Origin of the sequence: Nocardia sp. NPDC056100 (genome assembly GCF_042266325.1) — a bacterium.
Classification (GTDB): Bacteria; Actinomycetota; Actinomycetes; order Mycobacteriales; family Mycobacteriaceae; genus Nocardia.
Genome location: NZ_JBHJVY010000002.1, coordinates 636,977 through 662,103, shown reverse-complemented (window position 1 = coordinate 662,103; position 25,127 = coordinate 636,977). Strand labels below are relative to the sequence as shown.

Below are 25,127 nucleotides of genomic sequence, written 5' to 3'. Positions count from 1 at the left end.
TTGGGTGACCAACTCGCCCACCCATCCAGGAGTCAGTAGTGACGACCACTCGGTCCACCGCATTGTGGACCCAAGACGCGCAAACTCTCGCAGGCATGATCGCCGCCGGCGACGTGAGCGCCACCGAGGTGGTGTCCGCGCATCTGCGCCGCATCGCCGATATCGATCCGGTCGTCCACGCCACGACCTCGGTACTGGCCGATACCGCGCTCGCCGCGGCGGCCGCGATCGATCGCGGGGACGGGCCGCGCGGGCCGCTGGCCGGGGTTCCGTTCACCGTGAAGAACAATCTCGACGTCGCCGGTGGCGCGACCAGCTGGGGCGTCGGGGCATTCGCGGGCGCGGTGGCCTCGCAGGATGCCCCGGCGGTCGCCGCGCTGCGGCGAGCGGGTGCCATCCCGATCGCCCGCGGCAATATGCCGGACTTCGCCACACGTTGGCATACCGACAATGACGCCAACGGTCCAACCCTCAACCCCTGGAACGCTTCTCACAGCCCCGGCGGTTCCAGCGGTGGTGATGCGGTAGCGGTCGCGACGGGGATGACCCCGCTGGGACTGGGCACCGATTTCGGCGGATCGTTGAGAGTCCCTGCGGCGTTCACCGGTGTCGCCTCGCTGCGCGTCACCCCGGGCCGGGTCGCGGTGGCGTCCAGCCTGCCCGGGCCCGCTCCGACACCGACGAATCAATTGTTCGCCGCGCCAGGTCCTTTGGCTCGATCGGTGCGCGATCTCGCGTTGGTCTTCGAACTGATGCTCGCCGATGACCCTCGCGATCCCTCCTGGATTCCGGTGCTCGACTCCCCCGACGCCACACCACCCACCGTCGCAGTCACCTTCGACGGCGGAGCAGGCAGCCTCGACCCTCAGGTCCGCGCTGCGGTCCGGCGCGCCGCCGACGCGCTCGCCGATGCCGGGCACCCGGTCACCGAGCAGACCCCGCCGCAGCTGATCGAAGCCACGACCTCCTACGGGCGATTGGTCTCCACCGAATTGCTGCCCCAGCGACTGGAATTCATGCGCCAGGTCGGCAGTGCCGGGCTCAACGCGTTCCTCGGCGCGGCACTCGAACTGTTCCCGCCGCTCGATCTGGCGGGATACATCTCCGAACTCGGTGAGCGGCTGCGCGTGCGCGCGGCGTGGTCACTGTTCCTGCACGAGTATCCGATCGTGCTGGGGCCGGTATCGGGGCAACTGCCATGGCCGGTCGGATACGACCTGGGCGGGGCCACGGCGGTGGCCACCATGTACAACGCTCAGCGACTCACCGTCGCCGCGAATTATCTTGCGCTGCCAGCGGTTACGGTTCCAGCGGCGCAGTCGAGCGAGGGCCTTCCGATCGGAGTGCAGCTCATCACCGCACCGTTCGCCGAACGCCGGGCGCTGGCCGCCGGGGCGCATATCGAAGCGGCGTTCCGGCCCGAGACCCCGATCGATCCGAGGTCCTGAGCGGGGTCTCAGCGGCGGCCGAGCGTGGTCGCGACGCGAGTGGCCAGTCCCGCGCCACGCATGAGCCAGGCGAATTTCCTTGTCGCCGGGCCGGGTAGCAGACCGGCCGTCTGCACGGCGTCGATGAGGTCGTAGAGGGTCTCGCCCTCGTACATCAGGTGGTCCCGGTTGAAGTGGTAACGGTCGACCGCGGTGCACTGGACGAAAGCGCCGTTTCCGGGCAGTGCCACCGCGTCGTCACCGTAGGGATGCAGTTTCAACGGTCCCGCCAAATGCCCACTGCCGTAATACCTTACGACCATACGGACCTCACCGTCCGGGCTGATGTCGACGTAGGACTGCCCGGGAATCGGGTCGTAGCGCCAATCCGGGATCGCATCGAAGAACGCGAAGTTGTAGGCGACGAATTCGTCGAGCCCGACCATGGTCGCACCCAAGGTCGTGACGTCCTTGTACCGCAGATCGGCGGTGTAGAGCTCGTGGTTGTAGCTCATATCCCGCGCCTGCCAACTCCACCAGTACTTCTTGGCCCAGTCGAGCGTCCAGGCGATATCGAAGCCGTGCGCGGCATACCAGTCGATCTTCTGCTCGTATTCGGCGAACCAGGTCGTGGTCATGGCCGTGAGCGCGTCCTCATCGAGCACCGGGACCGGGACCGCGCGATTGGTCAGGATCGATGGAATCGGTTGTGCCAGGCGCGATTGCCCCAGCGCCCGCTGGAATTGTGCATCGGTGAACATCGCATCTCCATCTGGAACCAGCCGCTTTCTAAAGCAGATGGTTCCTGATAGATTCCAGGTGTGTCAAGGAGCTACGGCGGACGCACCGCCACCGATCGCGTCGCCGACCGGCGCGCACAGCTGATCGCCGCCGGTGTGAGCGTGGTGGGCACGGAAGGTGTTGCCGCACTGGGCATGCGGGCGGTGTGCCGGGAGGCCGGGCTGAGTCAGAAGTTCTTCTACGAGAGCTTCACCGACACCGATGAGCTGCTGCACGCGGTCTATGCCGCGGCGTTATCGGAGTTGGAGCAGGCCGTGGCGAGCGCGGTCGCGGCGCGGGATCTGCCCGCGATCGTCGACGCCGCCGCGCGGGCGATGGAGGCCGACCCGCGACTGTGCCGGATCCTGCTGGTCGAACCCGTCGCCGATATGCGCCTGCGGCGCCACGTACGCGAGACGGTTCCCGCCCTCACCACCGCCGCGCTGGGGCACCTGTTCCCCGGCTCCCCCGACGACCCGCAGGTCCGCATGCGTTTCTCGGCGCTGTTCGGAGCCCTGATCTCGCTATTCGTGGAATGGACCGAGGGCAACCTGGGCACCGACCGCGACGCGTTTGTGCGCCACACCACCGCCGTCGCAACCCAACTACTGGGCGCGCACAGCCCCGCTCAGTAGGCGGGCCACTCCGACAGCGAGGTGTGCAGCGCGTCCAGAATCCGCGCCCAGGACTCATCGGTGCCACGCGAATGCGCGAACCCGCCCCCGGCCTCGAGGGTGGCGAACCCGTGAAAAGTGCTGCGCAGCAGGCGACCCGCGTCCAATCCCTCGGACTCCCCCAGCCTGTAGCCGCGCAATACCGCCGTGGTCAATTCGATACTGCGCAATAGCGCGGGCTCACCGGCGACCTCGGCCGGATCCATCCGAATCTGCGTCGCCGCATAGCGTTCCGGATACTCGAGCACGTATCCCCGATACGCGTTCGCGAACGCCACCAGCGCATCCTTACCGGATCGCCCGGCAACGGCGGCACCGATCCGGTCGTTCAACTCCGCACTGGCCAGCAATGCCACTCGCACCCGCAGATCGTGCAGATTGCGCACGTGCACGTACAGGCTGGGGTCCTTCACTCCCACCCGCCGCGCGAGCGCGGACAGCGTGAGCTTGTCGAACCCGATCTCATCGGCCAGCTCCGCCGCCGCGGCGACAACGCGTTCCCTGGTCAAGCCCACCCTGGGTGACATGCGACCTCCTCCTACGCATACTAAGACAAAGCCTAGAGATCGTAGGTTCACACCCCCGGGGCCATCAGGCCGACGGCAGTGCCCGCTGCCGCACCGCGATCATATGCTCGCGCGGCGTCCACGCGTCCACCCACACCGGCGCCTCGAGTTCGGCGTCCGCCACTTCCAGATCATCGCGCGCGGCGGTACTGAACTCCTTGCGCAGCCGGTAGGCCTCCCGAATGATCAGCAGCCAATCGTCCTGCCCGCTCATCTCCCCCTGCGCGAACCACTCCAGGGTCCAGGTGCACCTGTTGAGTTCATCGCCCACCGCCACCGCTTTGGGACTGCCGAGCAGCTGCACCTCCTGCCACCGTTGAATCCGCTCCCGCTCCAGCTCGCCCAGTCGAACGATCCCGTCCTGCAACGACATTCCCTCCACATCACGCACCCCCGCCCGGATCCGCACCAACCGCGCCGCCAAGGTGTGCATCCCCCGGGTGACGATCAAATACTCCGAATACACCTGCAATCGCCGCTCATCCCACCGCGCCCCCTGAGTCCGATTCCACTTCGACCGTTCATTGACATACGACGCGAGAAACGTGATCGCCCCACCGATCACCACCCCGCTCAACGTCCCGAGCAACTGCGCAAACACACCCAAATACTATCCACCCCAACACTTTCACCGCCCTCACTTGACGTACGAGAGGATGGTCATCATTCCGGCTTCGGCGTGGTAGGCGTTGTGGCAGTGGATCATCCATTGGCCGGGGTTGTTCGCGTCGAAGTCGACTTCGACGGTGTGCATGGGGGCGACGATGGAGGTGTCCTTGCGCGGGCCGGATGCGGTGGGTGTGCGGAGTTGGTAGGTGTGGCCGTGCAGGTGCATGGGGTGGAACATCATGGTGGAGTTGATGAATCGGAGGCGAATGCGTTCGCCCTCGGTGACGTCCAGTGGGGATCGATCGTTGTAGGTTCGGCCGTTGATCGTCCAGATATAGCGTTTGGGGTCTGAGCCGAGGGTGACGTCCAGGGTTCGGTCGGGGGTCTTGGTGGGAAGCCGGACCGCGTCGATGGCGGTCAACCGGTCGGCGATCAGGGGCGGCGTCGTCAGTTCCGCGGGGCGGAAATCGGGCGGTGGCGGGGTGCCGGAGCCGGTGCGGATCAGGGCGAGTGCCCCTCCGGGTTTGCCTTCGGGGACCGCTACCAGGGGAAAGACGCCGTCGCCGAGTTCGACTATCGCGTCGTAGCGTTCGCCCATTCCGATGAGGACCGACGAGGTGTCCGCCGGTTGTACCGGGAAGCCGTCGGTGTGGGTGATGCGCAGGCGGTGGCCGCCGACCGCGACTCGGAAGGGGGTGTCGGCGGCGGCGTTGATGATTCGCAGGCGGATTCGCTGGCCGGGGCGGGCGGTGATGGTTGCCGGATCGGTGTTGAGGCGGCCGTTGATCAGGTAGTAGGGGTATTGCACATCACCGGTGTCGGAGCCCAACGGGGCGTTGGGGTCCGAGGGCATGTCCATGGACATGCCGCTCATACCCTCCATTCCCTTGTCCCGCAGCTGCTGCAGTTCTTTGTCCGGGTCGCGCCCATCGACGCCGTCGAGCCAATCGTCCAGGACCACAACGGCTTCCAGATCGTAGTCGCGGCCGTCGGCGGGGTCTTCAACGATCAGCGGAGCGTAGAGGCCGCGATCCTGTTGTACGCCCACGTGCGGATGGAACCAGTAGGTACCCGCATCGGGCACGGTGAATTCGTATGGAAACGACCCGCTCGCAACGATTTCGGGTTGGGTGATGTCGGGGGTGCCGTCCATGTCGTTGCGCAGGGCCAGGCCATGCCAGTGGACGGTGGTGGGCGCGGGCAGGGCGTTGGCGAACCGCGCGCGCAGTACTTCCCCGCGACCCAGTCGGATTTCCTGCCCGGGCAGGCGTCCGCCGTAGGTCCAGGTCCGCACCTGTACGCCGCCCAGATCGACCGCGGCGGGTTCGGCCCGCAGCGTGACATCGCGAACGGTCGCCGAGGCCGCTCGCCGTCGCTTTTCGGCGGCGGCAACCGCGTCCGAACCGGGCTGCACCGGCTCGCGTGTGGTCGATGAGCCGCTCGAGCACGCGGCGAGCACGCCCGCCGCCACGACTCCGCCACCCAAGGCGAGGAACCGCCGCCGTGCGAGGGGCGATGCCGGAGTGTTCGAGTCACGCATGATCTCTCCCGACAATCGTGGGTGCCCAGCGGCGGACCGGTCAGATACTGACCGTACGACCCACAGCGAACTTCTCGCAATCACAACTCGCCATCAGAGACCTACCGCACGTGAATCGCGCGGCGCATTACGTGAAGGCACACATTTTCCACGAGACCGTGGCGTGGCGTGCCGATAGAACGGCGACCCCTACTCCCGATATCGTGACTCGTTATGCCCGATAGCGATCGTCGAGTACGTGTAGACAGTGAATTTGCGCCGCTGCGCACCGTGGTCGTCTCTCAGAGCGAATTCCGAGCACCCGACGCCCCGGAGGTCCTCGGGCATTCGATGCCGGTTGAGGCGAGCGCCGTGGAAATCCTGGAGGCGGTGTGGGGTCGGGACTTCGGGGCGGTGTATCCTGATAAGCAGCGTGCGTGGGAGGCCGAGCGTGATGAGCTTGCCGCGGTGCTGGGCCGGCACGGGGTGGAAGTGCTGCGGCCTCGGCTGTTCACCGCGGATGAGAAGGCCGCGGCGGGACCGACCGGTTATGCCAATTTCTTCGTGCGTGATCCGTGGTTCACCGTGGGCGAGCATGTCATCGAGGGCGTGCTGCAATTCCCGCACCGTCGCATGGAGGTGCTGCCGAGCCGGGACCTGTTGCTCGAGCGGGTCATGCCCTCCCCCGCGCACTACGTGTCGTTGATGCAGCCGGGCATCGCACCGCTGGGCGATCCGGGGCCGGGACCGTTCCTGGAGGGCGGCGATGTCCTGGTGCTCGGCACCCAGATCCTGGTGGGCTGTTCGGGTATGGCCACCAATGAGATCGGCCACCGCTGGCTCGCAAAATATCTCGCGCCCTTCGGTTTCACCGTGCTCCCGGTGCGGCTCCCCTCGCATGTACTGCACCTGGACTGCGCGATCGGCCTCGTTCGCGAGGGACTGCTGATCGCCTGCCGTGACCGGCTGCCCGATGGGCTGCCCGCACCGCTGCGTGAGTGGGAGGTCATCGAGGTGAGTGAGGACGAGGCGGCCGCGATGGCCACCAACGGATTGCCCATCGATTCGAGCACCTACATCACCGATCCCGAATTCGACCGTGTCGGAAGCGAATTGCAGGCGCGCGGGATCACGGTCGAATACATCGACTTCTCGGTGTCACGGCTGTTCGGCGGCGCGTTCCGCTGCTCGACCCAGCCCCTGCTGCGCGCCAACTGACCGCCGATGACATCGCAGGACGGCAGCGACCGGCCGCACCGGCAAGACGCACTGAATCGGTTGCGGCACAGTACTACTCGCGCGACGGAGCACGGCGTCGAGCTGGTGAAGCACGCCGCGCGAGCAAATGGAGCACTGGAGTCCGGCCTGACCGCGCTCCTGCGGGCGACGGTCGCCAATTTCGCGACGGACGCCGCCATCGCGGTCGCCCTCGCGAATACGCTGTTCTTCGCCAGTCCGGCCACCCAGTCCCGGGTGAATGTGGCGCTCTACCTGCTGATGACGGTCGCACCCTTCGCGGTGATCGCCCCGGTGATCGGGCCGCTGCTGGATCGGGTGCAGCGCGGACGACGGGTGGCATTGGCCGCGACGTTCGCCTTGCGGGTAGTGGTCATCGTGCTGCTGATCTTCAATCTCGACGGATGGGCGCTGTACCCGCTGGCATTGACGACGATGGTGTTGAGCAAATCGTTCTCGGTGCTCAAGAGCGCGATCACCCCGCGCGTTCTGCCGCCCGGAATCGACTTGGTGCGCACCAACTCCCGGCTCACGGTGTTCGGTTTGGTGGGTGGTTCGATCATCGCGGGTGGTATCGCGGCGGGGGTGGCGGTGCTGTTCCATTCCACCGGTGCGCTGGTCGTGGCCGCACTGTTGGCTGGAGCCGGTGCCGTACTGAGCCTTCGCATTCCGAGCTGGGTGGAGGTCACCGAAGGTGAAGTGCCCGCCACCCTGGGACACTCGCGAGAGCAGGTGACTGATCGCCACTCTGTTCTACCGACGCGACAGCCCTTGGGACGCACGGTAATCGCGGGCCTGTGGGCCAATGGCGCGATTCGGGTACTGACCGGCTTCTTGACCTTCTATGTCGCGTTCGTGGCCAAGAGCAGCGGCGAATCGGCCCTGCGGCAGGCGGTGATGCTGGCCGCCGCTGGTGCCGCGGCCGGAATCGGAAACTTCACCGGCAATTTCGTCGGCGCGCGCACCGAACTCGGCAAGCCGAGAACGGTCATCGTGGTGTGCGCACTGAGCTGTGTCGCGATCGCGGTGGCGGCGGCACTGCTGGACAACCTGGTGGGCGCGGTGCTGGCGGCATTGGTCGCATCGGCTTCCACCGCGCTGGCGAAGGTTTCGCTCGATGCCACGATTCAGGACGCGCTGCCACCGGAATCGATCGCGTCGGGTTTCGGGCGCAGCGAGACGGTCCTACAGCTCGCCTGGGTCACCGGCGGCGCACTGGGAGTGCTACTGCCGACACAGTATTGGAAGGGATTCACCGTCGTGGCGGTACTGATGGCGATCGCATGCATCGGATCGGCGGTGACCTACCGGGGACATTCACCACTCCCGACCCGCCATCGCGAGCCGAAAGCAGCTGGGCCGCAGTAACTATGCGCGGCGGCAGTCGCTGGCGGTCGATATCGTCGCGTTGTCGTTGATATCGGAATCGGCCAGCTCCACGTGGACCGTGCACAGCACCCGATCACCCGTGCGCAGCTCCGCGATCGCGGGCTGCGGCACCAGCGTAATGGCGGACAGCCCACTGCCGCGGATGGCCAGGGGCGGTGTCTGCTCCGGCACACTCTTGATCACGCAGGAGATCCCGGGCGAACAATTGGCGATGAAGGCCAACTCACCATCCCATCGCGGATTCCCCAGGGTCGTATTCAGATTGACCAGGAGCAACCAAATCCCGCCCACCGCGATCACGAAGGCGCACACCATTCCCACCAGCACCCACATCGCATCGTCGAGTATCCGCCGCACCCGCGACCAGTCCATAACGTTCCCTTCCCCGCCGCCGGAATCCGGCGTGAGGTCTGACGTTATCGGTTGGGCGTGTGGCGTTTTCGGCAGAATTGGGGAGATTTCGTGCGGATTCCCGCAGGCCAATGCCGATCCACCGGGTCTATGCGCGGCGGCAGTTGGTGACGGTCGACGTCGGCTGTGGATCGTTGGCTGCCTGCCCCCACGCGAAGATCTCCACGTGGACGGTGCACATCACCTGATTACCGGTACGCAGGCCCGCGATCTGGGGCTGCGGGGACGCCGAGATGGTGTCATGACCTCTGCCAATGGCCAGGCGCGGTGTGCGCTCGGGCACGCTGGTAATGGTGCACGGCAATGCGGGCGGGCAATAGACGATGAAGGGCACCTCACCATCCCAGGCCGATCCCCCGAGGGCCGTATCAAGCCGGTTCCCGAGCCACCACAGCCCGCCCACCATGAACACACAGGCGACCAGCATGCCTGCCAGCACCCACATCGCGTCGCCGAGTAGTCGGCGCGCACGTGACCTGTCCATAACGTTCCCTCCCCCATCGCCGGGTACCGGCGCGAGGTCTGACGTTATCGGTTGGGCGTGCGGGGTTTTCGGTGTTCTCGTGCAGATTCGGTGATCATTCCCGCGCGGGTTGCCGGATGGCGGTGAATACGCGCAGGCAGCGTTCGGTCATATCGGCGGGGGTGTGGTCGGGATGGTCGGTCCACCAGGCGATGGTGCTCGATACGATGCTGAACCACCAGGTGAGCAGGAGTGAATGGTCTTCCGCGGCGGTGATTCCCGCGCCGGAGAGGACCTCGGCGACGCCTTCGGAGCCCATGGTGTTGAGCGCGTCCTGGTAGGTCCGGGCGAGATCGTGGGCCGCGCTCGGGCGGGGCAGGGTGCTGTCGTAGATGATTCGCCAGTTCTGGGTGCGTCCGTCGAGGGCGTGGAAGATGCCGGTGAGGGTGGCGAGGGCTTTGCCCTGTGCACCGTGTACGACCTGGGCGCGGGCGACCGCCTCGACCAGGCTCTCGCCCGCGTTTCGTACGCATGCGGCGTGCAGGCCGTCGCGGGAACCGAAGTAGGTGTAGATCAGCGGTTTGGAAACCCCTGCCGCACGGGCGATTTCGGCGAGCGAGGCGTGGGTGTAGCCGCGCGCGCCGAATTCGGCGGTGGCGATATCGAGGATCTGCTGTTCGCGCTGTTCGCGCGGTACGCCTTTGGTTCCCGCCCGGCTCGCGGTCATCGCCGTGCCACGGGGTCGATCAGCACGCCGGGGTTGAGGATTCCGGCCGGGTCCAGTGCCGATTTCGATGCGCGCAGGGCGACAGCGAACGGCTCGGGGCGCTGCAGGTCGTACCAGGGCCGGTGGTCGCGTCCGACGGCGTGGTGATGGGTGATGGTGCCACCGGCGCTCGAGAGTGCCTGCGACACAGCGGCTTTGATCTCATCCCACTGTTCGACCGTCCGGCCCCAGCGACCGGCGGCGTAGATCCCGAAATACGGTGCGGGACCGTCGGGGTAGACATGGGTGAACCGGCAGGTCACCACACCGGCGATGCCGAGGGATTCGAACGCCTTCGCCGCCGCGGCATGCACCGCGTCCCGCAATTCGTCGAAACGGTCCCAGGTGCAGGCGGTTTCGAAGGTTTCCACGATCATCGACTGCGCGGCCAGTGCATCACGCTGATACGGCATGCGCAGGAACGAGGACCGCCAGGTGTCCGCCGCGCCGGTGCGCGCCTGTTCCTGTTCGGAATCGGCCGAGCGCACGCCCTCGGTGGCCTGCCCGCCGTGGTCGCGGCAGATCTGCAATGCGCGCGAGATCGACTCGTCCACAGGGTGATCCGCGGATTCGAAGCCCAGCACGAGCACCCCGCCGGAGGTGGGCGTACCCGCGTTGAGGAACGCCTCCACCGGATCCAGCAGACGGCAGTTCGCCGGGAACAGCCCCGACTGCGCGATCTCGCGGGTCGCGGTCACGGCGGCGGCATAGTCGTCGAAGATCACCGATGCGCCCGCCCGCCAGCGCGGGCGCGCCTGCAATCGCATCCACGCTTCGGTGATGACGCCCAGGATCCCCTCGGATCCGAGGAACATGCGATCCGGTGACGGTCCCGCGCCCGAACCGGGCAGCCGACGGGATTCGCTGATCCCGACCGGTGTCACCACCCGCATCGATTCGACCATGTCATCGATATGGGTGTAGACGGTCGCGAAATGCCCACCCGCCCGCGTCGCCAACCATCCACCGAGAGTGGAGAATTCGAACGATTGCGGGAAATGCCGCAGCGTCAGCCCTTCGGGGCGCAATGCCTGTTCGAGATCGGGTCCGAGCATTCCGGCTTGGATCCGCGCGGCCCGGCTGACTCGATCGATCTCCACGACCCGGTTCAATCGGCCGAGGTCCAGGGACACCACCCCGGCGTAGTCGGCGATACCGCGCGGCTCCACCCCGCCCACCACCGACGTGCCGCCGCCGAATGGGATCACCGCGACCCCGGCCTCGGCGCACCAGTCCAGCACATCGACCACATCGCGTTCGGTGCGTGGCCGCACCACCAGATCCGGCACCTGCTCGACCTGACCGAGCAGCATGCGCACCACATCCCGGAATGCCTGCCCGTGACTGTGCGCGACGCGATCCCGCAGATCCCGAGAGCCCAACTCCGCCAGCGCATCCGGGAGCTGGATCCGTGACTCGGGTACCGCCAGCGCATCTAGTGCCGGCGGCTCGTGCACCGACAGGTCCGCTCCCGGAAGCAGATTCGCGACCCGCTTGGTCAGCGTGGCTCGCTCCGCCTCACCGACCGCGTCCTCGACATTCCCCCAGCCCCACCACGACCGCGTCATCAGGCGTCTCCTCTCGACCTGTCAGGCAATTGACTGCAAGGTAATTTACTCGCGGTTCAATTGCAATGGCGCGCGAAGAACGCCCAGGCCACGACCTCGGGCCTCCTCAGCCGGTGACCGGTGGGTTAGTCGGCGATTCCGCCGTGAAAGTGCACGGTATGGCCGTAATGCCCTTCGGGCTGCCCGGCCAGCAGCGCGGGAACCTGACGGCTCACCGCCGCGACCGGCTCGGACCGCGTGGTCGCGTCATGTGCCGCTTTATCGACCCACAGCTGTGTCAGCCACACCGTGTCCGGATCGTCCACGGCCGCATTGATACTGAAGGAGATCAGCCCGCCATCCTGATCACCCGCGCGCAATCCCGCCAGGAGCACGGCGATCAGCTCATCCCGCCGACCGGGTAGCGCGGTCATGCGCCCGTAGACGCTGAACATATTCTCGCCGGACATAGTCGCCCTTTCGCATGATCGATCCGCGTTCGAGGCTACCCGCCGCGATGTCGCGGTACCGCGATCGCAAAGCGCACTGTTCCCAATCGATTTCATCGGTCACCCGCGCGGAACCGTCCGCGATCGCGCGCAATCGCCGGGCAAATCGGGCGACACATTAGGGCACATGACCGATGCGCCCGAGTGTGCCCGCTTCGTACGGTCGGTGGCCGGGATCGGACTGCGGGAATGGGCGCAGCGCCGTGACTGGTGGCCGGGGCACGCGGTGCTCCGGCGGGTTGATGTCACACATCCGGATGCTGTGTCGTCAACCAGGCAGTAACCCGGCAAACAAGAGTGGATGAGGGAAGAGAATGGGTATCGAGAACCTGCGCACGAACCTTCGCGGTGGTGTGCTGCTGCCGGGCGACGCTGACTTCGAGCGGGCGTCGCAGCCGTGGAACTCCGCGGTGCGGCAGTCGGTGGCGGCGGTGGTCGAGGTGGCCGACGCGCAGGATGTGGCGGCGGTGCTGGAGTACGCCGGCGGGTCGGGGCGGGTGGTGGTGACACAGCCGACCGGGCACGGGGCGACCGGGGATATCGACGGGGCGATTCTGCTGCGCACCAAGCGATTCGACCGCGTCGAGATCGATGCGGAGCAGCGGGTGGCGCGGGTCGGCAGCGGGGTGGCGTGGGGTCGGGTGCAGGCCGCGGCCGCCGCGCACGGGCTCGCCGGGCTGTCGGGCAGCAATCCGGTGGTGGGCGTGACGGGGTACACGCTCGGTGGTGGATTCGGTTGGTTCGCAAGGAAATACGGCTGGGCCGCGAATGCGGTACGCGCACTGGAGATCGTCGATGCCGCGGGACGTCCGCAGCGGGTAACCGCCGAATCCGATCCGGAACTGTTCTGGGCATTGCGCGGTGGCGGTGGCGATTTCGCGATCGTGACCGGGCTGGAGTTCGAATTGGTCACGCTGCCCGAGCTTTACGGTGGCCGGGTGATGTGGTCGGCCGAGCGCACGCGTGAGGTGTTCGATGTGTTCACCGAGCTCACCACCGATGCACCGGACGAGCTGTCGGTGTGGTTGCAGCGCTTCCAGATTCCGGGTGCGGCACCGATGATCGCCCTCGACTTCGCCTACCTCGGCGATCCAGCGCAGGGGCGGGAGCTGACCGGCGCGCTCGATTCCCTGGGCGACGCGGCGGTCGATACCCGTGGCGCGCTCACCCCGGCACAGATTGGCACCATTACCGCCGAGCCGACCGATCCGAGCCCCTCGCTCTCGCGTGGCGAGCTGCTCACCGATCTCGATGACGCGGTGATCAAGACCCTCATCGACGCTCCGGTCGCCCCGCTGCTCAATATCCAGATCCGCAATCTGGGCGGCGCGCTCGCCCAGGACGCACCCGGGCGCGGCGCGCGCGGCGCGGTCACCGAACCGTACGCGCTCTACCTGCTCGGGCTCGGCCTGCCGCAGCTGATCGACGCGGTCGGCGAACGATTCGGGGAGATCGTGGACGCCCTGGGCTCGCACATCACCGGATCCAAGCCGTACACCTTCCTCGCCCCCGGCGAGTCCGCCGCCGCGGCCTTCGATCCGGAGACGCTGGCGCGGCTGCGCGAGATCAAGCGAAATCGCGATCCGCACAACGTTATTCGCGCGAACTTCCCCGTTCAGGACTGACTTCCCCCGCGCGGTGCGGTGCAGGCGTCCGCGTCGTCACCGCCCCGCTGTGAACAAGAGTGAGAAGACCATGAGTACTGCGACCGAATCCGATGCCGGTTGGGGCGACCTGCTGACCCGCGAGCGTCTGGGCGTCACAATCGTCCTGGCGGGCGGCACCGCCCTGTACGCAATCAGTAGCTATGTCACGGCGAGCCTGCTGCCGACCGCGATCGGGGATATCGGCGGCGCGCAGTATCTCGCCTGGGCCACAACAGTATTCGTGGTCGCCTCGATCGTGTCCTCCACCCTGGTCGGCATGCTGCTCGCCACGCGCGGCCCGGTCGGCGCGTATCTGACCGGTTTCGCGCTGTTCTCGATCGGCACCGTCGTCTGTTCCGCCAGTCCGACCATGGCGCTGCTACTTGTCGGCCGAGTGATCCAAGGGCTCGGCGGCGGTTTGCTGATGGGCCTGGGGTACGCGGTGATTCACCAGACCTATCCGCCGGCACTGCGTGCTCGCGCGGCGGCGATGGTGTCCGCGATGTGGGGTGTGGGCACATTCATCGGCCCGGCCCTGGGCGGCGCGTTCGCCCAGCTCGGTCCGTGGCGACTGGCTTTCGTCTTTCTCGCGGTGATCACCGTGTCGATCGGCGCGATCGTGCCGTTCGCCCTGCGGGGCACCGGTCGATCCGGGCATGCGCAGCGGGTTCCCGCGGTTTCGCTCACCCTGTTGATGACAGCCGCCGCGCTGGTCAGCGTCTCCAGCGTGCTCCCGCGCGGCGGCTGGACCATCACGGGCATCGGCGCGGCCCTGCTCGTCGTGGCGGTCTTCCTGGCCTGGGAGCGGCGCGCCCAGGTGACAGTGCTTCCCGCGCTGACCTTCGCCAAAGAGTCGCCGTTGCGGTGGATCTATCTGACCATGACCGCGCTGGCAATCGGCATCAGCCTGGAGAACTTCGTCCCGCTTTTCGCCCAGGAATTGGGCGGATTGGCTCCACTGTTAGCCGGATTTATCGGCGCGGCAGCATCATTGGGCTGGACGCTGGCGCAGATCGCCAGCGCGAGCGTGACTCGCCCGGGTGCTATCGCCCGGCTGCGGGTGGCGGGTCCGGCTGTGCTGACGGTCGGGTTGACCCTCACCGCACTCACCCAGATCCAGGGCGCGGGCCTGAGCTCCCTGCTGATCTGGACGCTGTGCATGATCATCGCCGGTTCCGGTATCGGCCTTGCATGGCCGCACCTGTCAGCCGCGGTCATGTCCAGTAGCCCCGATCCGGCCGAAGCTCAGCAGGCGGCCGCCGCCATCGGCACCGTACAACTGATCGCCACGGCTTTCGGCGCCGCGATCTCGGGGGTCTTGGTAAACCTCGGCGACTCGTCCGCCCTGCGTTCGGCCCGATTCCTGGAATCCGGGCTCGCTACCATCGCAGCCCTGGGGATAGCGGCCGCGCTCGCCGCGTACCGTTCCGCGGGCCGCAATGAACCAACTCGGGAACCGGTCGACGCCTAATACCCGCGTCGTCGATCACCAGGACACCTGTCTACGCACCGTCGAGTATCCTTACACCACAATCAATCTGGAGTAATCATGACTCGCACCACCATGACCGCGGCCCGCATGCCCAAGGCGGGCCGTGCCGCCGAACTCGTCGTCGAGCCCGCGCCCTACCCGCGCGCCGCGGTCGGCGACGTGATCGTCCAGGTGCATGCCGCCGCCTTCACCCCCGGTGAATTGGATTGGGAGCCAACCTACGTGGACCGCACCGGCCGGGACCGCACCCCGGCGATTCCGGCGCGGGACGTGTCGGGGGTGGTGGTCGAACTCGGGTTCGGCACCAATCCGAGCGATCTGCGGGTCGGCGACCGCGTCTTCGGCATGATCGACCGCTACCGCGACGGGGCCGCCGCCGAGTACGTCGCGGTGGAAGGCCGCGATCTGGCCCTGCTGCCGCCCGAAGTCGACCATGTCCAGGCCGCCTCGCTGCCCATGTCGGGTCTCACCGCCTGGCAGGCGCTGTTCGTGCATGGCGGCCTCGGTGCGGGACAGCGGGTGGTGATCCACGGTGCGGGCGGCGCGGTGGGCCAGCTCGCCGTTCAGCTTGCCCGCAATGTCGGCGCGGAGGTGATCGGCACCGGTCGCACCCGCGACCGCGACGCCGTCCTAGGGGCGGGTGCGACGACCTTCCTCGATCTCACCGGCGACTCGCTCGAACCTCTCGATGGCACAGCCGATCTGGTCTTCGACATGATCGGCGGCGATATCCTGGCCCGCTCCACCGCGCTGATCGCTCCCGGCGGCACGCTGGTCTCCATCGCCGCCCCGCCCGCGGTGCAGCCTCTCACCGGGCGCGCGGTCTACTTCATCGTCGAGCCCAACCGCGCCCAACTCACCGAATTGGCGCGCGGCGTCGCCGCCGGTGAACTCGTGATGCCCACCCCCGTGCTCTATCCGCTGACCGAGGCCCAGAAAGCGTTCTCCGACAAGGAGAACGGCGTCCCCGGCAAGTTCATCCTCCGCAACGAGAACGTTGTCTCGAACGGATCACACTGAGCATGCGGACCGGCCCCCAGTTCCTGGGGCAGCGGGCGCGTTAACGTTTTCCCGCAGGTATGCGGAGCAGCGGGTATTGGACGGCGGTGCGGCGAACTGCGTTGAACCGCAGTTGATTACACAGCTCACCGCCGTCGCTGTCGCGTAACGGGCATTCCCGCTGCTCGATGTGCTGCGTGCGAAGGAACGCTCGCACCACCGAACCCGAGGGGGATCCCATGCGATTCAAATCATTGATTATCGCCGCCGTCGCGGCGGGTATCGCCGTCTCCACCAGCGCGTGCGACCCGACCTCAACGACCGGAGCCCAGCCCACGACTCCGGGAGCCCAAACCACCGCACCACCGGCACAAACCACCCGCCCCGGCCAGCCCACGCAACCGGGCACCGCGACCGATCCCGGCGGCACGGTCACCGAAACCGTCACCGCGCCGCCGACCGGGAGCCCGGTCTCGGACCCGACGACCACCGCCAATAACGCGATCCCGAAATGCGTGACCGCACAACTCCGCCTGGACAAGGGCGTAGGGGCTCCGATCGGCGGCCAATGGTATCTGCGGTTCTACAACACCAGCTCCAAAACCTGTGTCATGCAAGGCTTCCCGGGCATCTCGCAGACCAACGGCCCCAGCGGTGACCCTGTGGGCGAGCCCGCCGAACGAGATCAGGGCGCGGACGCCCCCAAACCCGCCCCGGTCGTCCTGGCCCCGGGTGCCGCAGCCCAATTCCAATTCATCACCTATCCCAAGCAGGTCAACGACTGCGACGCGCTGCGTACCAATACCTTGCGCGTCTATCCGCCCGACAACACCGAATCCCAGTGGCTGCCCTGGGACAGCCTGATCTGCCCGAGCCCGCAGCGCATGCTCGTGGTCCGGGCGGTCACCCCGATGTAGGGCGGTCGGTTCAGCGCCGGCCGTGCCCGCCGTCGTGGTTGTTCCCGAGGTCACCCTCTTGATCGTGGTCATCGGGGTATTGGGTGCAGTACGGATTGCTGACATCCGGGTATGGGCACAGCTGCGAATTGGGATCTGTGCCCGGATCGTCCGGATCGGCAGCGGCGATACCTCCGAGAGCAACCGCGCTGACGATGTACACCGCCGTCGCGGCGGCGGTCACACATTTTGTCCACATGGGATACCTCCACGGATAGAACGAACCCGATCGGACCCTGCAACCTTCGACAGTAGCGAACACTCCGAGGGGCTGATCACGACCCCTATGGACGGACCGAGCAGGCAATACGCGCGCGGAGCACCGAGTAGGCACCGCTAGCCTGTTGATCATGAGCGCCATTCCCGCCCACTGGATTCCGCACCGTCGCGAGGACGGTGAAGTCATCGGCTGGATCGATCTGGAATCCCACGCTCCCGAGCTGATCCCGATCGATCGCCTGGGCCGATCCCTCACCGCGGTCTCGGACTGGGTGGCCGCCGAGGAGGCACTCGAGGAGCACGGCCTGCGCTTTCTGATGAACCGATTCGACTACCGCGGCCGCACCGTCCGCATCCGCCATCTCTACGACGACCGCATCATCGTCACCACCGCGATCACCGACGCCATCGGCGACGTCGGCGAGGAGTTCGTGCTGCCCTTCCCCGCCGGATCGGAACTCACCGAGATCCACTCCAATTGATCCGACGCGTCTCCCGCCCAGGTTTGAAGACAGACGGCGGTGTCAATGACCTTCGGGGAGGTGTGGGTATGAGCTTGAAATCGCCGTGGGCGCGACGCTATTCGATCATGCGCGTTCCATCGATCCGCGTGGGTATTCACACGATCAGGGCCGCGTGGTCGGATGAGTTGTCCGATAGAGCCGCGACACTCACCTATCACAGCATGCTGTCGCTGTTTCCCGCCCTGCTGATAGCCATGGCGGTCTTGGGGCTGCTCGAACCGCGATCCGCCGATTCGATCGCCGACGCGGCTCGCCATCTCGGTCCAGGCGACGGCCGCGCGGCATTGGTCGAGTCCATCCAGCATCTGCAACCGTCCGCCAACTGGTCGGGTCCGGTCGCGATCATCGGCTTCGTTTCCGCGATCTGGACGGTCTCGAGCTATATCGGCGCCTTCATACGCGCAGCCAATTCGCTCTACGGGGTTTCCGAAAACCGTTCGGTGGCAAGAACAATCGGGCTCCGACTGCTCTTGAGTGTGCTGCTGGTCAGTTCGATCGTCGGCATTGTCGTCGGGCTGGCCCTCACCGGGGGTGTGGCCACCCGGATCGACGGTTCACTCCATCTCACGACCACCGTGCTCACCACCTGGCGAATCCTGCGATGGCCGGTGCTGGCGCTCATCGCCAGCGTGGCGCTGGCACTGCTGTACTGGATCGCTCCGAATGTCGCCGGTCAGCGGATACGGTGGGTGACCCCGGGCAGTCTGCTCGCGGTGGCGATATGGATCGCGAGCTCGGCGGGCCTGGCCTTCTACGCCGATCATTTCGATTCGTTCAATCGACTGTACGGATCGCTCGCGGCCGCGGTCATAGTGCTCGTGTGGATGTGGCTGTCGAATTTCGCGCTGCTACTGGGAGCGGTCATCGATTCCCAGATCTCGCGCCAACGCCTGCTCGCGGGCACATCCACCGGCGAGGTTCGGGACAAACCCTTTCCCGAGATGATCGCGGCACCCGGAATTGCCGCGCCATGACTTCGCCGATGCTGTGCCGCACGATCATTCAGCCGGTCGGGGCCGGTGAATTCGAGGTCGGCGCGGGTTGTGCCGGGTCGTGGTCGGGGATTGCGGTGGCGCCGTAGAACGTTGGCAGCATGCCTTTGACCAGAACCAGCGCGGAGCCTTCGCCGGAGGGGACGGTGGCCAGATTGGTGGCGACAACGATGGTGAGACCGGAGTCGGGGTCCGATCCCATGAAGGTCATATAGCCGGGGATTTGGCCGTCGTGACCGAGCAGGTGAGTGCCGAACCGGACGATGCCCAGGCCGTATCCGGCCATGGCGGGGTTAGCCGGATCGATAGGCTGGATGCTTGCTATTCGCTGCTGCTGCATCTGCTTATCGAGCAGGCCACCGTCGGCGAGGGCTTTGACGTAGGTGGTCATATCGTCGACCGTCGAGATCACCGCGCCCGCGGTCCAGGTCCACGATGGGCTGGAGGTGGTCTGGTTGCTCGGTTGCAGGGTGCCCGCGAGAGCCGCGGCCTGCTGATCCGGTGGGAGGGCGAAGGTTTCGATGGTGGAGACGTTGGTGCCGAAGGCGTAGCCCTGCGGGTGCGGATCCGGGATGGACGAGTCCGCGGGGGCGGGGAAAGAGGTGTGCTTCAATCCGAGCGGGGTGAAGATGCGGTCTTGGAAGGTGGTGGCGACCGATTTGCCGGTGACCTTCTCGATGACCAGTCCGAGCAGGATGGTGTTGGTGTTCGAGTACTCGAACTTCTCGCCCGGGGCGAAGTTCACCGGATGCGCGAAGGCGATATCGAGCAGTTGTTCCGGCGTCCAGATCTTCTGCGGCTCATTGTCCAGGTAGGCGTTGAACTGCTCGTCGAAGGTGTAGCTGAACAGGCCGCTGCGCATTTCGGCGAGCTGAGCCAGCGTGATTCGATCCCCGTTCGGTACACCCGGCCAATACTTGGCGATCGGATCGTCGAGCGAGAGTTTGCCCTCCTGCGCCAGTTGCAGCAGCACCGTGACCGTCATGGTCTTGGTATTGCTACCGATCCGGAAGTGATCGTCCACCGTCATCGGGACGTCCTTGCCGATGGTTCCGGTCCCGAAGGTGGCGGTCCAATCACCGTCCTTGGGTGATCGAACCACCACGACCGCGCCGGGAATAACGTTGTCCCGCATCAACTTCTCGATGATCGGCCGCAATGTCGCGGCATACGCGGGTTCGGCCGATCCGCTGGAATCGGTGGAGGATCCGCACCCCACCGCGACCGTCAACCCCACGGTCGCGACTAACACCCCTAAACCCCGTCGGTATCCCATGGCTGTCTCCGGGTCCGCTGGATTGTGGTTACGAAGTGTTTGCCAGCGTAATCCCGTACCGGGCGGTCTCGAAGCGAAACGGCTCGGGTAAGTCAGCGCGTGCCGATGTACTCGATATAGCCGGTCCCGTCGATCGGCGAGCCACGGAAGCGCCCGGTGTACCGGTAGCTGCCGACATAGCCGCCCGCCATGCCGTACACGTAATCGTCGTTGGTGATGGCCTCGATCTCGATGAGTTCATTGCCGCGCTCATCGTCGACGCGCCAGGCGAACTCCGTCGCCAGCCGCATCGACAGCCCGTTGGGTGTGCGCCGAGCCGCGGGCTCGAGACGGTGGACATCGAACGCGAAGTTGTCTTCGTAGGTGCCGCCGTGATCATGCAGTGAGCGCACGTAAACCGCCCGCTGCACAGGAACGCCGAGCGGCCCGAGTACCTCGGTCATCAGCACCTGGGTGGTGTCATCGATATTGATGATTTGATAGGTGAAGAATGAAAACGGCAGTGCCACATCGGCTCCGCGCGCGTACTCCAGGGTGTTGAGCCCGGACAGCTCGGTGGTCCGCCCGTTATAGGTGACGGCTCCGTCGTACTGGCACAGCAGCGACCAATGGTCATAGAGCCCGCCGCGCACCTTGGCGAAATGCGAGACCTTATCGGTGGCGCGCACGCGCAGATAGAGGTCGAAGGCGGGATTGCGGTAGGCGACGGTGAAGTCGGGATAGGTTCCCTCGAAAAGGAATTCGTCACCGAACCGGACCATGCTGGAGTCCGCCGCCATCTCCAGATCGCGATCGACCTGATACCCGCGGAACTGACCGGGAAACTCGACGCCCGCACCGATGAGCAGATTGGCGGTATCGGCGGCCGTGGTTTCGATGAGGTGATCGTTGCGCCACAGCGTGATTCGAGGCTGGCCGATGACCGCGATCACGTCGATGAAGTTCAACGGCGCGGGCAGCCCGGGCAGCATCAACCCGTAATGCACTGTCCCATAACGTCCCTGCGGCGGATGGAACGCGGTCGCAGGATCGAACGGCTTGCCGCGCAACGCATATGAACCAGACACCCCGCGCTGGGCGGCATGGAATACGACATCTTTCAAGCTCACCTGACTGTCCTCTCGCAAACGTCAATGTATGCGTAACTGACGGTATCAGATAGATATGACTTTAGAGTCACTTGATGTATCATCAATGGGAATCGGGAGGTAGAGGCGATGGCGCAACGATCAGGCAGCCGGGGCATGCCCCGCAGTGTGCGCGAGGCCCAGATCCTGGACGCGGCCGCGATAGAGTTCGGCACCCACGGCTACGCCGCCGTCCTGGTCACAGACGTCGCCACCCGCGCCGGAGTCTCCAAACCACTGATTTACCAATACTTCTCATCCAAAGACGGCCTCTGCGCCGCCTGCGTGGAACGCGCGGGCACAGCCCTGTCCACCGGCATCGCCGAAGCCATGAAATCCCCCGGCCCCACCTTCGTCACCGCCGCCTCGGCAGTCCTGGACGCGATCTTCACCGCCCTCGAGCCCCGCCCTCACGATTGGCACGTCCTCTACGACCGCACCGCCCCGCCGGACACCGAAACCGCCACCGCCGCACGCCGTTTCCGCGCGATCATCGCAGCTCAAGCCGCCTCCGGCGTCGGCGCGGCATTCTCCACCGCTCCCCTATCGGACCCCGGCGACCTGGCGGTGCTGACCCGGGTCTGGATGAACAGCGTCACCGCCATCGTCTCCTGGTGGCTCGACAACCCCGGCCAAACCGCCGAACAGATGAGCGCCCGTGCACGCCGCGTACTGTCCACACTTGCCGCCGCGGAACCCGCACCGTAACCCGCCGCGATATTCCCGATATCAGCTGTGGTGACGCAATTGCGCCACCACAGGCGAATTGCGAGGCAGCGGTGGTGTTCTGGACGCTCGCGCATGCCGATGCGCTTCTCAGCGATGTGAACGGGACTATCTGGTCGGTATTTTCGGAGGGCACGATTCACCGAACACCGAAGAGGATCATGTCGACAACGACCAGACTGACCGCACTGTTCGCGGCCGCCACGGTCGCGCTGCTGCCGTCCCTCCTGCCGACGACCGCGCACGCGACTCCCGATTCGCCGCAGTACGCCCCCACCATGCTGATCCTGGACGCATCCGGTTCCATGCAGCGCCCGGATACCGGCGGCACCATGATGGATTCGGCCAAACGCGCCGTACGCGGCTTCGTCGGCTCCGCCCCCGCCGAATCGAAAGTGGGCCTGGCCGTCTACGGCACCGGCACCGGTAATGCCGAGGCGGACAAAGCCGCCGGATGCGGCGACGTGCAAGTGCTGCAGCGTCCGGAAACATTGGATCGCAACGCACTGACCGTCGCGGTGGATGGCGTTCAGGCTCGCGGCTGGACACCGATGGGCGTCTCGCTGCGCAAGGCCGCCGAGACGCTGCCGAAATCGGGACCTCGGTCGATCGTGCTGGTCTCCGACGGTGACGACACCTGCGCACCGCCCGAACCCTGTGATGTGGCAAGGGAATTGAAGCAGCAGGGCCTCGATCTGATCGTGCATTCGATCGGGTTCGCGGTCGATGAGAAGGCGCGCGCGCAGCTCAGCTGTATGGCTCAGGTGACCGGCGGCACGTACGCCGATGCCGCGGACGGCGCCGCACTGGAACGAATCCTGCCGCGCGTCACCGGTGCCGCCCTGCGCAATTACTCCGCATCGGGCACGCCGATCACCGGCGCCGATGACTATCGGACTGCTCCGGTGGCGACCCAGGGCCACTATCTCGATACCGTCGGCCAGCACGAGAAGCGTTACTACGGAGTCGATGTGCCCGCGGGCGGCACCGCCTACTTCAGCGGTGTCGTATCGTTCCCGCGCCTGCCGAACATCAGCGTCGCCGATGACTTCAACACCATGAACCTGCGGGTGTTCGATCGAAACGGCAAGGACTGCAACGTATTCGAATACGATCAAGCTTCGCATTCCAGTGACGGCGTGACCCTGGCGGTGAGCCTGACCTTCCGGGGCGCGGTGGAGGGCGCGAGCGGCGGCACCTGCCACGGCGCGGGCCGTTACTACTTCCAGCTGGACTGGGACAAGGTCTCCAACGGCCTGCCGCAGCGGTTGCCGCTGGAGTTGATGATCGGCGTCGAACCCGGTGTCACCGATCGCGGCCCCGCCGCGAGCGAGGTCGCCACTGCGTTCACCGATCCGGGTGGCGCGGAGTCGCCGGTCACCGGCGGCGGTTCGCTGGCATCGGCGGCCACGCTCGGCGGCGCGGGCCGCTACACCGATACCTTGCGACCGGGCGAGTACGTCTTCTACCGGGTCAAGGTGGACTGGGGTCAGGGATTGGCGTACCGGGTGAACTTCGCCGCCAACGGGGGCACCGGCACGAAGGCCACCTCCAATATCCAGACCGTGCTGTACTCGCCGGTCGCCGCGGAAATCACCTCGGACACGCACGTGTACACCGGGACCGACGTCGCCCTGCCCACCTCGGACAAACCGATCGCGACGGTACCCATCCGCTACGCCAACCGAGATTCCAGCACCAGCGCGGTGACTCGCCAGGCCGTCGCAGGCTGGTATTACATAGCGGTCAAGCTGGGTTCGCCGGTCGAGGCCGGTGACGAACGCCCGGTCCCGATCCGCCTGGACCTGTCCCTGGCGGGCACCCCCGAACCGGGCCCGAAATACGCATCCGGCGCAGTGACCGGCGACTCGAAGGGCACCGTCTCCACCCCGGCCGCGGCCCCCGCCGCCACGTCCTCCACCGATGACGGTCTGCGCCAACCGATCCTGATCGCCACCGCGGTCGCAGCGGTCATCCTCATCGCCGCGGCCTCCACCGCGGTCCTGCTGATTCGCCGCCGCAGATAGCGGTCACGCCATCGGTAGCGCGTCCGGGCGGAGCACCCATCCGCCCGGACGCATCGGAGTCGGACCACAGCGATCCCTTTGGTCGCCCGTAACCAAACCGGTTGTGCGTCAAAGATTGTCGATCGCGGCACCCAGATCATCGCCATAACTCGACCAGCACCGGATCGGTTCGTCCGGTGCGCCCCGCTGGCCCATGTACCACTCGCTGTCATCGACGCAACGTGCGAGATACAGGCAGGAGAAGTCCACGATGAGGTCGACATTCAGTCGGACACTCTCGCCAAATCGATTGGGTTCCAAATAGACCGGGGTACTCGGGTCCAGCAACCGTATCGCGTCAATCTGAGAGCGCCGCCGGACATCGTCAAGGGTCCAGCCATCAGGAAGCCGCGTTTCGGCATCGGCACGATCGGTACTCACCGGAAACAGCCTGCCACGCGGCGCAGCACGCCATTCGGAGCCGGTCGAACCAGCGAGCGCACCGGGTCACGCGGTGGTGTGGTGGGGAGGTTGCCATCGGTAGGCGATAGGTCCGATGAGCAAGGGCTGGTCCAGCATGTCCGGCGTGAACGACACTCCCGTGACCTTCGCCGCCAAGGCGAAGGCTCTCGGCACGATGGTGCCGTAGCTGATGTCATCGTTGGTCATGTCCAACTCCATGCCCAGCTCGCGCATGTAGTCGTTGAGTCGATCGGGATCGCAACCCCAACGGTCATGCGGGTAAAACAGTCGGTGGCCGGTCACGATCGTCCCGTCGATCGCGTACTCGAGGCTGGGTTCGGCGTAGTCGTGCCGGGTGATCGCCAGCACCTCACAGTCTCGGGATAGGTCGGCCAGCGCCTTACGGTCAGTCATCCACCATCCGACCGGTTCGATGGCAACACTCCATGCACCCGCCCGAAGCACGCCCACATGTCCGCCGCCTTGACCGCCACCTGTCTTGCCGAGGAACTCGACCATCCTGTCGTTGAGTTCTTCGAAGTCCGACTCCTGGCCGGAGTCCTCGCCTTTGCTGAAGCGGCGCACCACCTCCGACGGATCCAGGTTTCGGAAGAAACCGACGCTGAAGATCTCGCCCAGCGGATCCACCTGGCTCTCGGCTGCGCCGAGCCACTGAAATGGGGCCAGCGGATCAGTTGTCACCACACGGGTCATGGTGGCAGACCCCACCGACAACCATTCGATCGTCCGGACGCCTGATCGACCCGCTGTCCTCAGCGCGGGCTTCCCGTTGGCTCCCTTGACAT

26 protein-coding genes are annotated in these 25,127 nt (G+C 66.2%); 12 read left to right on the top strand and 14 right to left on the bottom strand.

Annotated elements, in window-relative coordinates; all coding sequences use genetic code 11:
- Positions 1–38: 38 nt before the first annotated feature.
- A complete protein-coding gene (locus tag ACFC0O_RS14870; protein WP_375957909.1) occupies positions 39–1,448 on the top strand; it encodes an amidase family protein in 1,410 nt (469 codons plus the stop codon).
- An 8-nt stretch (positions 1,449–1,456) separates the two neighbouring features.
- On the opposite strand, the gene ACFC0O_RS14865 is transcribed toward ACFC0O_RS14870, so the two are convergent.
- A complete protein-coding gene (locus tag ACFC0O_RS14865; protein WP_375957906.1) occupies positions 1,457–2,188 on the bottom strand; it encodes a nuclear transport factor 2 family protein in 732 nt (243 codons plus the stop codon).
- A gap of 60 nt (positions 2,189–2,248) precedes the next feature.
- On the opposite strand from ACFC0O_RS14865, the gene ACFC0O_RS14860 reads away from it, so the two are divergent.
- Positions 2,249–2,842 carry a TetR/AcrR family transcriptional regulator gene (locus tag ACFC0O_RS14860; protein WP_375957903.1) on the top strand — a complete coding sequence of 198 codons (594 nt, stop codon included), beginning with the start codon at positions 2,249–2,251 and terminating at the stop codon, positions 2,840–2,842.
- Here ACFC0O_RS14860 and ACFC0O_RS14855 read toward each other — a convergent pair.
- From ACFC0O_RS14855 to ACFC0O_RS14845, 3 genes are all read right to left on the bottom strand, one after another.
- Positions 2,836–3,408, bottom strand: a complete 573-nt coding sequence (locus ACFC0O_RS14855) for a TetR/AcrR family transcriptional regulator (RefSeq protein WP_375957900.1) — start codon at positions 3,406–3,408, stop codon at positions 2,836–2,838. The genes ACFC0O_RS14860 and ACFC0O_RS14855 overlap by 7 nt on opposite strands.
- Before the next feature lie 64 nt (positions 3,409–3,472).
- Positions 3,473–4,048, bottom strand: coding sequence for a hypothetical protein (locus tag ACFC0O_RS14850; protein WP_375957897.1), 576 nt, complete (start codon positions 4,046–4,048; stop codon positions 3,473–3,475).
- Between the two features lie 36 nt (positions 4,049–4,084).
- Complete coding sequence (locus tag ACFC0O_RS14845; RefSeq protein WP_375957895.1) at positions 4,085–5,596, bottom strand: multicopper oxidase family protein; 1,512 nt, start codon at positions 5,594–5,596, stop codon at positions 4,085–4,087.
- 330 nt (positions 5,597–5,926) lie between these two features.
- Here ACFC0O_RS14845 and ACFC0O_RS14840 point away from each other — a divergent pair, with 330 nt between their 5' ends.
- Together ACFC0O_RS14840 and ACFC0O_RS14835 are read left to right on the top strand one after the other, a co-directional pair.
- Entirely contained in the window at positions 5,927–6,793 is an 867-nt protein-coding gene (locus ACFC0O_RS14840) for a dimethylarginine dimethylaminohydrolase family protein (RefSeq protein ID WP_375957892.1), read from the top strand.
- A 6-nt stretch (positions 6,794–6,799) separates the two neighbouring features.
- Positions 6,800–8,179 carry an MFS transporter gene (locus tag ACFC0O_RS14835; RefSeq protein ID WP_375957890.1) on the top strand — a complete coding sequence of 460 codons (1,380 nt, stop codon included), beginning with the start codon at positions 6,800–6,802 and terminating at the stop codon, positions 8,177–8,179.
- Here ACFC0O_RS14835 and ACFC0O_RS14830 read toward each other — a convergent pair whose 3' ends face one another.
- The 5 genes from ACFC0O_RS14830 to ACFC0O_RS14810 form a co-directional block, all read right to left on the bottom strand.
- Positions 8,180–8,572 carry a hypothetical protein gene (locus tag ACFC0O_RS14830; RefSeq protein WP_375957887.1) on the bottom strand — a complete coding sequence of 131 codons (393 nt, stop codon included), beginning with the start codon at positions 8,570–8,572 and terminating at the stop codon, positions 8,180–8,182.
- 127 nt (positions 8,573–8,699) lie between these two features.
- Positions 8,700–9,095, bottom strand: a complete 396-nt coding sequence (locus tag ACFC0O_RS14825) for a hypothetical protein (RefSeq protein ID WP_375957885.1) — start codon at positions 9,093–9,095, stop codon at positions 8,700–8,702.
- Positions 9,096–9,189: 94 nt separating this feature from the next.
- Complete coding sequence (locus tag ACFC0O_RS14820) at positions 9,190–9,801, bottom strand: TetR/AcrR family transcriptional regulator (protein ID WP_375957883.1); 612 nt, start codon at positions 9,799–9,801, stop codon at positions 9,190–9,192.
- Entirely contained in the window at positions 9,798–11,408 is a 1,611-nt protein-coding gene (locus ACFC0O_RS14815) for an FAD-binding oxidoreductase (protein ID WP_375957880.1), read from the bottom strand. The genes ACFC0O_RS14820 and ACFC0O_RS14815 overlap by 4 nt, the downstream gene beginning before the upstream one ends.
- Before the next feature lie 125 nt (positions 11,409–11,533).
- Positions 11,534–11,857: a putative quinol monooxygenase gene (locus ACFC0O_RS14810; RefSeq protein WP_375957877.1), complete on the bottom strand. Its 324-nt coding sequence runs from the start codon at positions 11,855–11,857 to the stop codon at positions 11,534–11,536.
- A gap of 353 nt (positions 11,858–12,210) precedes the next feature.
- Between ACFC0O_RS14810 and ACFC0O_RS14805 the strand changes: the two genes are divergently transcribed.
- The 4 genes from ACFC0O_RS14805 (at position 12,211) to ACFC0O_RS14790 (ending at position 16,950) form a co-directional block, all read left to right on the top strand.
- The gene (locus ACFC0O_RS14805) at positions 12,211–13,521 is read left to right on the top strand and encodes an FAD-binding oxidoreductase (RefSeq protein ID WP_375957874.1); all 1,311 of its coding nucleotides are present in this window, start codon (positions 12,211–12,213) and stop codon (positions 13,519–13,521) included.
- Between the two features lie 70 nt (positions 13,522–13,591).
- Positions 13,592–15,013 (top strand): MFS transporter, encoded by a 1,422-nt coding sequence (locus tag ACFC0O_RS14800; RefSeq protein WP_375957871.1) that lies wholly within the window; start codon positions 13,592–13,594, stop codon positions 15,011–15,013.
- Positions 15,014–15,106: 93 nt separating this feature from the next.
- Positions 15,107–16,054 carry an NADP-dependent oxidoreductase gene (locus tag ACFC0O_RS14795; protein ID WP_375960722.1) on the top strand — a complete coding sequence of 316 codons (948 nt, stop codon included), beginning with the start codon at positions 15,107–15,109 and terminating at the stop codon, positions 16,052–16,054.
- Between the two features lie 218 nt (positions 16,055–16,272).
- A complete protein-coding gene (locus ACFC0O_RS14790) occupies positions 16,273–16,950 on the top strand; it encodes a DUF4232 domain-containing protein (protein WP_375957868.1) in 678 nt (225 codons plus the stop codon).
- A 10-nt stretch (positions 16,951–16,960) separates the two neighbouring features.
- On the opposite strand, the gene ACFC0O_RS14785 is transcribed toward ACFC0O_RS14790, so the two are convergent.
- Positions 16,961–17,188 (bottom strand): hypothetical protein, encoded by a 228-nt coding sequence (locus ACFC0O_RS14785; RefSeq protein ID WP_375957865.1) that lies wholly within the window; start codon positions 17,186–17,188, stop codon positions 16,961–16,963.
- 151 nt (positions 17,189–17,339) lie between these two features.
- On the opposite strand from ACFC0O_RS14785, the gene ACFC0O_RS14780 reads away from it, so the two are divergent.
- Complete coding sequence (locus ACFC0O_RS14780; RefSeq protein ID WP_375957862.1) at positions 17,340–17,690, top strand: hypothetical protein; 351 nt, start codon at positions 17,340–17,342, stop codon at positions 17,688–17,690.
- A 68-nt stretch (positions 17,691–17,758) separates the two neighbouring features.
- Positions 17,759–18,706 carry a YihY/virulence factor BrkB family protein gene (locus ACFC0O_RS14775; RefSeq protein ID WP_375957859.1) on the top strand — a complete coding sequence of 316 codons (948 nt, stop codon included), beginning with the start codon at positions 17,759–17,761 and terminating at the stop codon, positions 18,704–18,706.
- Between the two features lie 28 nt (positions 18,707–18,734).
- Here ACFC0O_RS14775 and ACFC0O_RS14770 read toward each other — a convergent pair whose 3' ends face one another.
- Together ACFC0O_RS14770 and ACFC0O_RS14765 are read right to left on the bottom strand one after the other, a co-directional pair.
- Complete coding sequence (locus tag ACFC0O_RS14770; RefSeq protein WP_375957856.1) at positions 18,735–19,976, bottom strand: serine hydrolase domain-containing protein; 1,242 nt, start codon at positions 19,974–19,976, stop codon at positions 18,735–18,737.
- Between the two features lie 116 nt (positions 19,977–20,092).
- On the bottom strand, positions 20,093–21,109 hold the full coding sequence (locus ACFC0O_RS14765; RefSeq protein WP_375957853.1) for a DUF6670 family protein: 1,017 nt from the start codon (positions 21,107–21,109) through the stop codon (positions 20,093–20,095).
- A gap of 108 nt (positions 21,110–21,217) precedes the next feature.
- Here ACFC0O_RS14765 and ACFC0O_RS14760 point away from each other — a divergent pair, with 108 nt between their 5' ends.
- Positions 21,218–21,835 (top strand): TetR/AcrR family transcriptional regulator, encoded by a 618-nt coding sequence (locus ACFC0O_RS14760; protein ID WP_375957850.1) that lies wholly within the window; start codon positions 21,218–21,220, stop codon positions 21,833–21,835.
- A gap of 179 nt (positions 21,836–22,014) precedes the next feature.
- Positions 22,015–23,880: a VWA domain-containing protein gene (locus tag ACFC0O_RS14755; RefSeq protein ID WP_375957847.1), complete on the top strand. Its 1,866-nt coding sequence runs from the start codon at positions 22,015–22,017 to the stop codon at positions 23,878–23,880.
- Positions 23,881–23,988: 108 nt separating this feature from the next.
- On the opposite strand, the gene ACFC0O_RS14750 is transcribed toward ACFC0O_RS14755, so the two are convergent.
- Together ACFC0O_RS14750 and ACFC0O_RS14745 are read right to left on the bottom strand one after the other, a co-directional pair.
- Complete coding sequence (locus tag ACFC0O_RS14750; RefSeq protein WP_375957844.1) at positions 23,989–24,300, bottom strand: hypothetical protein; 312 nt, start codon at positions 24,298–24,300, stop codon at positions 23,989–23,991.
- 66 nt (positions 24,301–24,366) lie between these two features.
- The gene (locus tag ACFC0O_RS14745; protein WP_375957841.1) at positions 24,367–25,035 is read right to left on the bottom strand and encodes a DUF6461 domain-containing protein; all 669 of its coding nucleotides are present in this window, start codon (positions 25,033–25,035) and stop codon (positions 24,367–24,369) included.
- Positions 25,036–25,127: the final 92 nt, after the last annotated feature.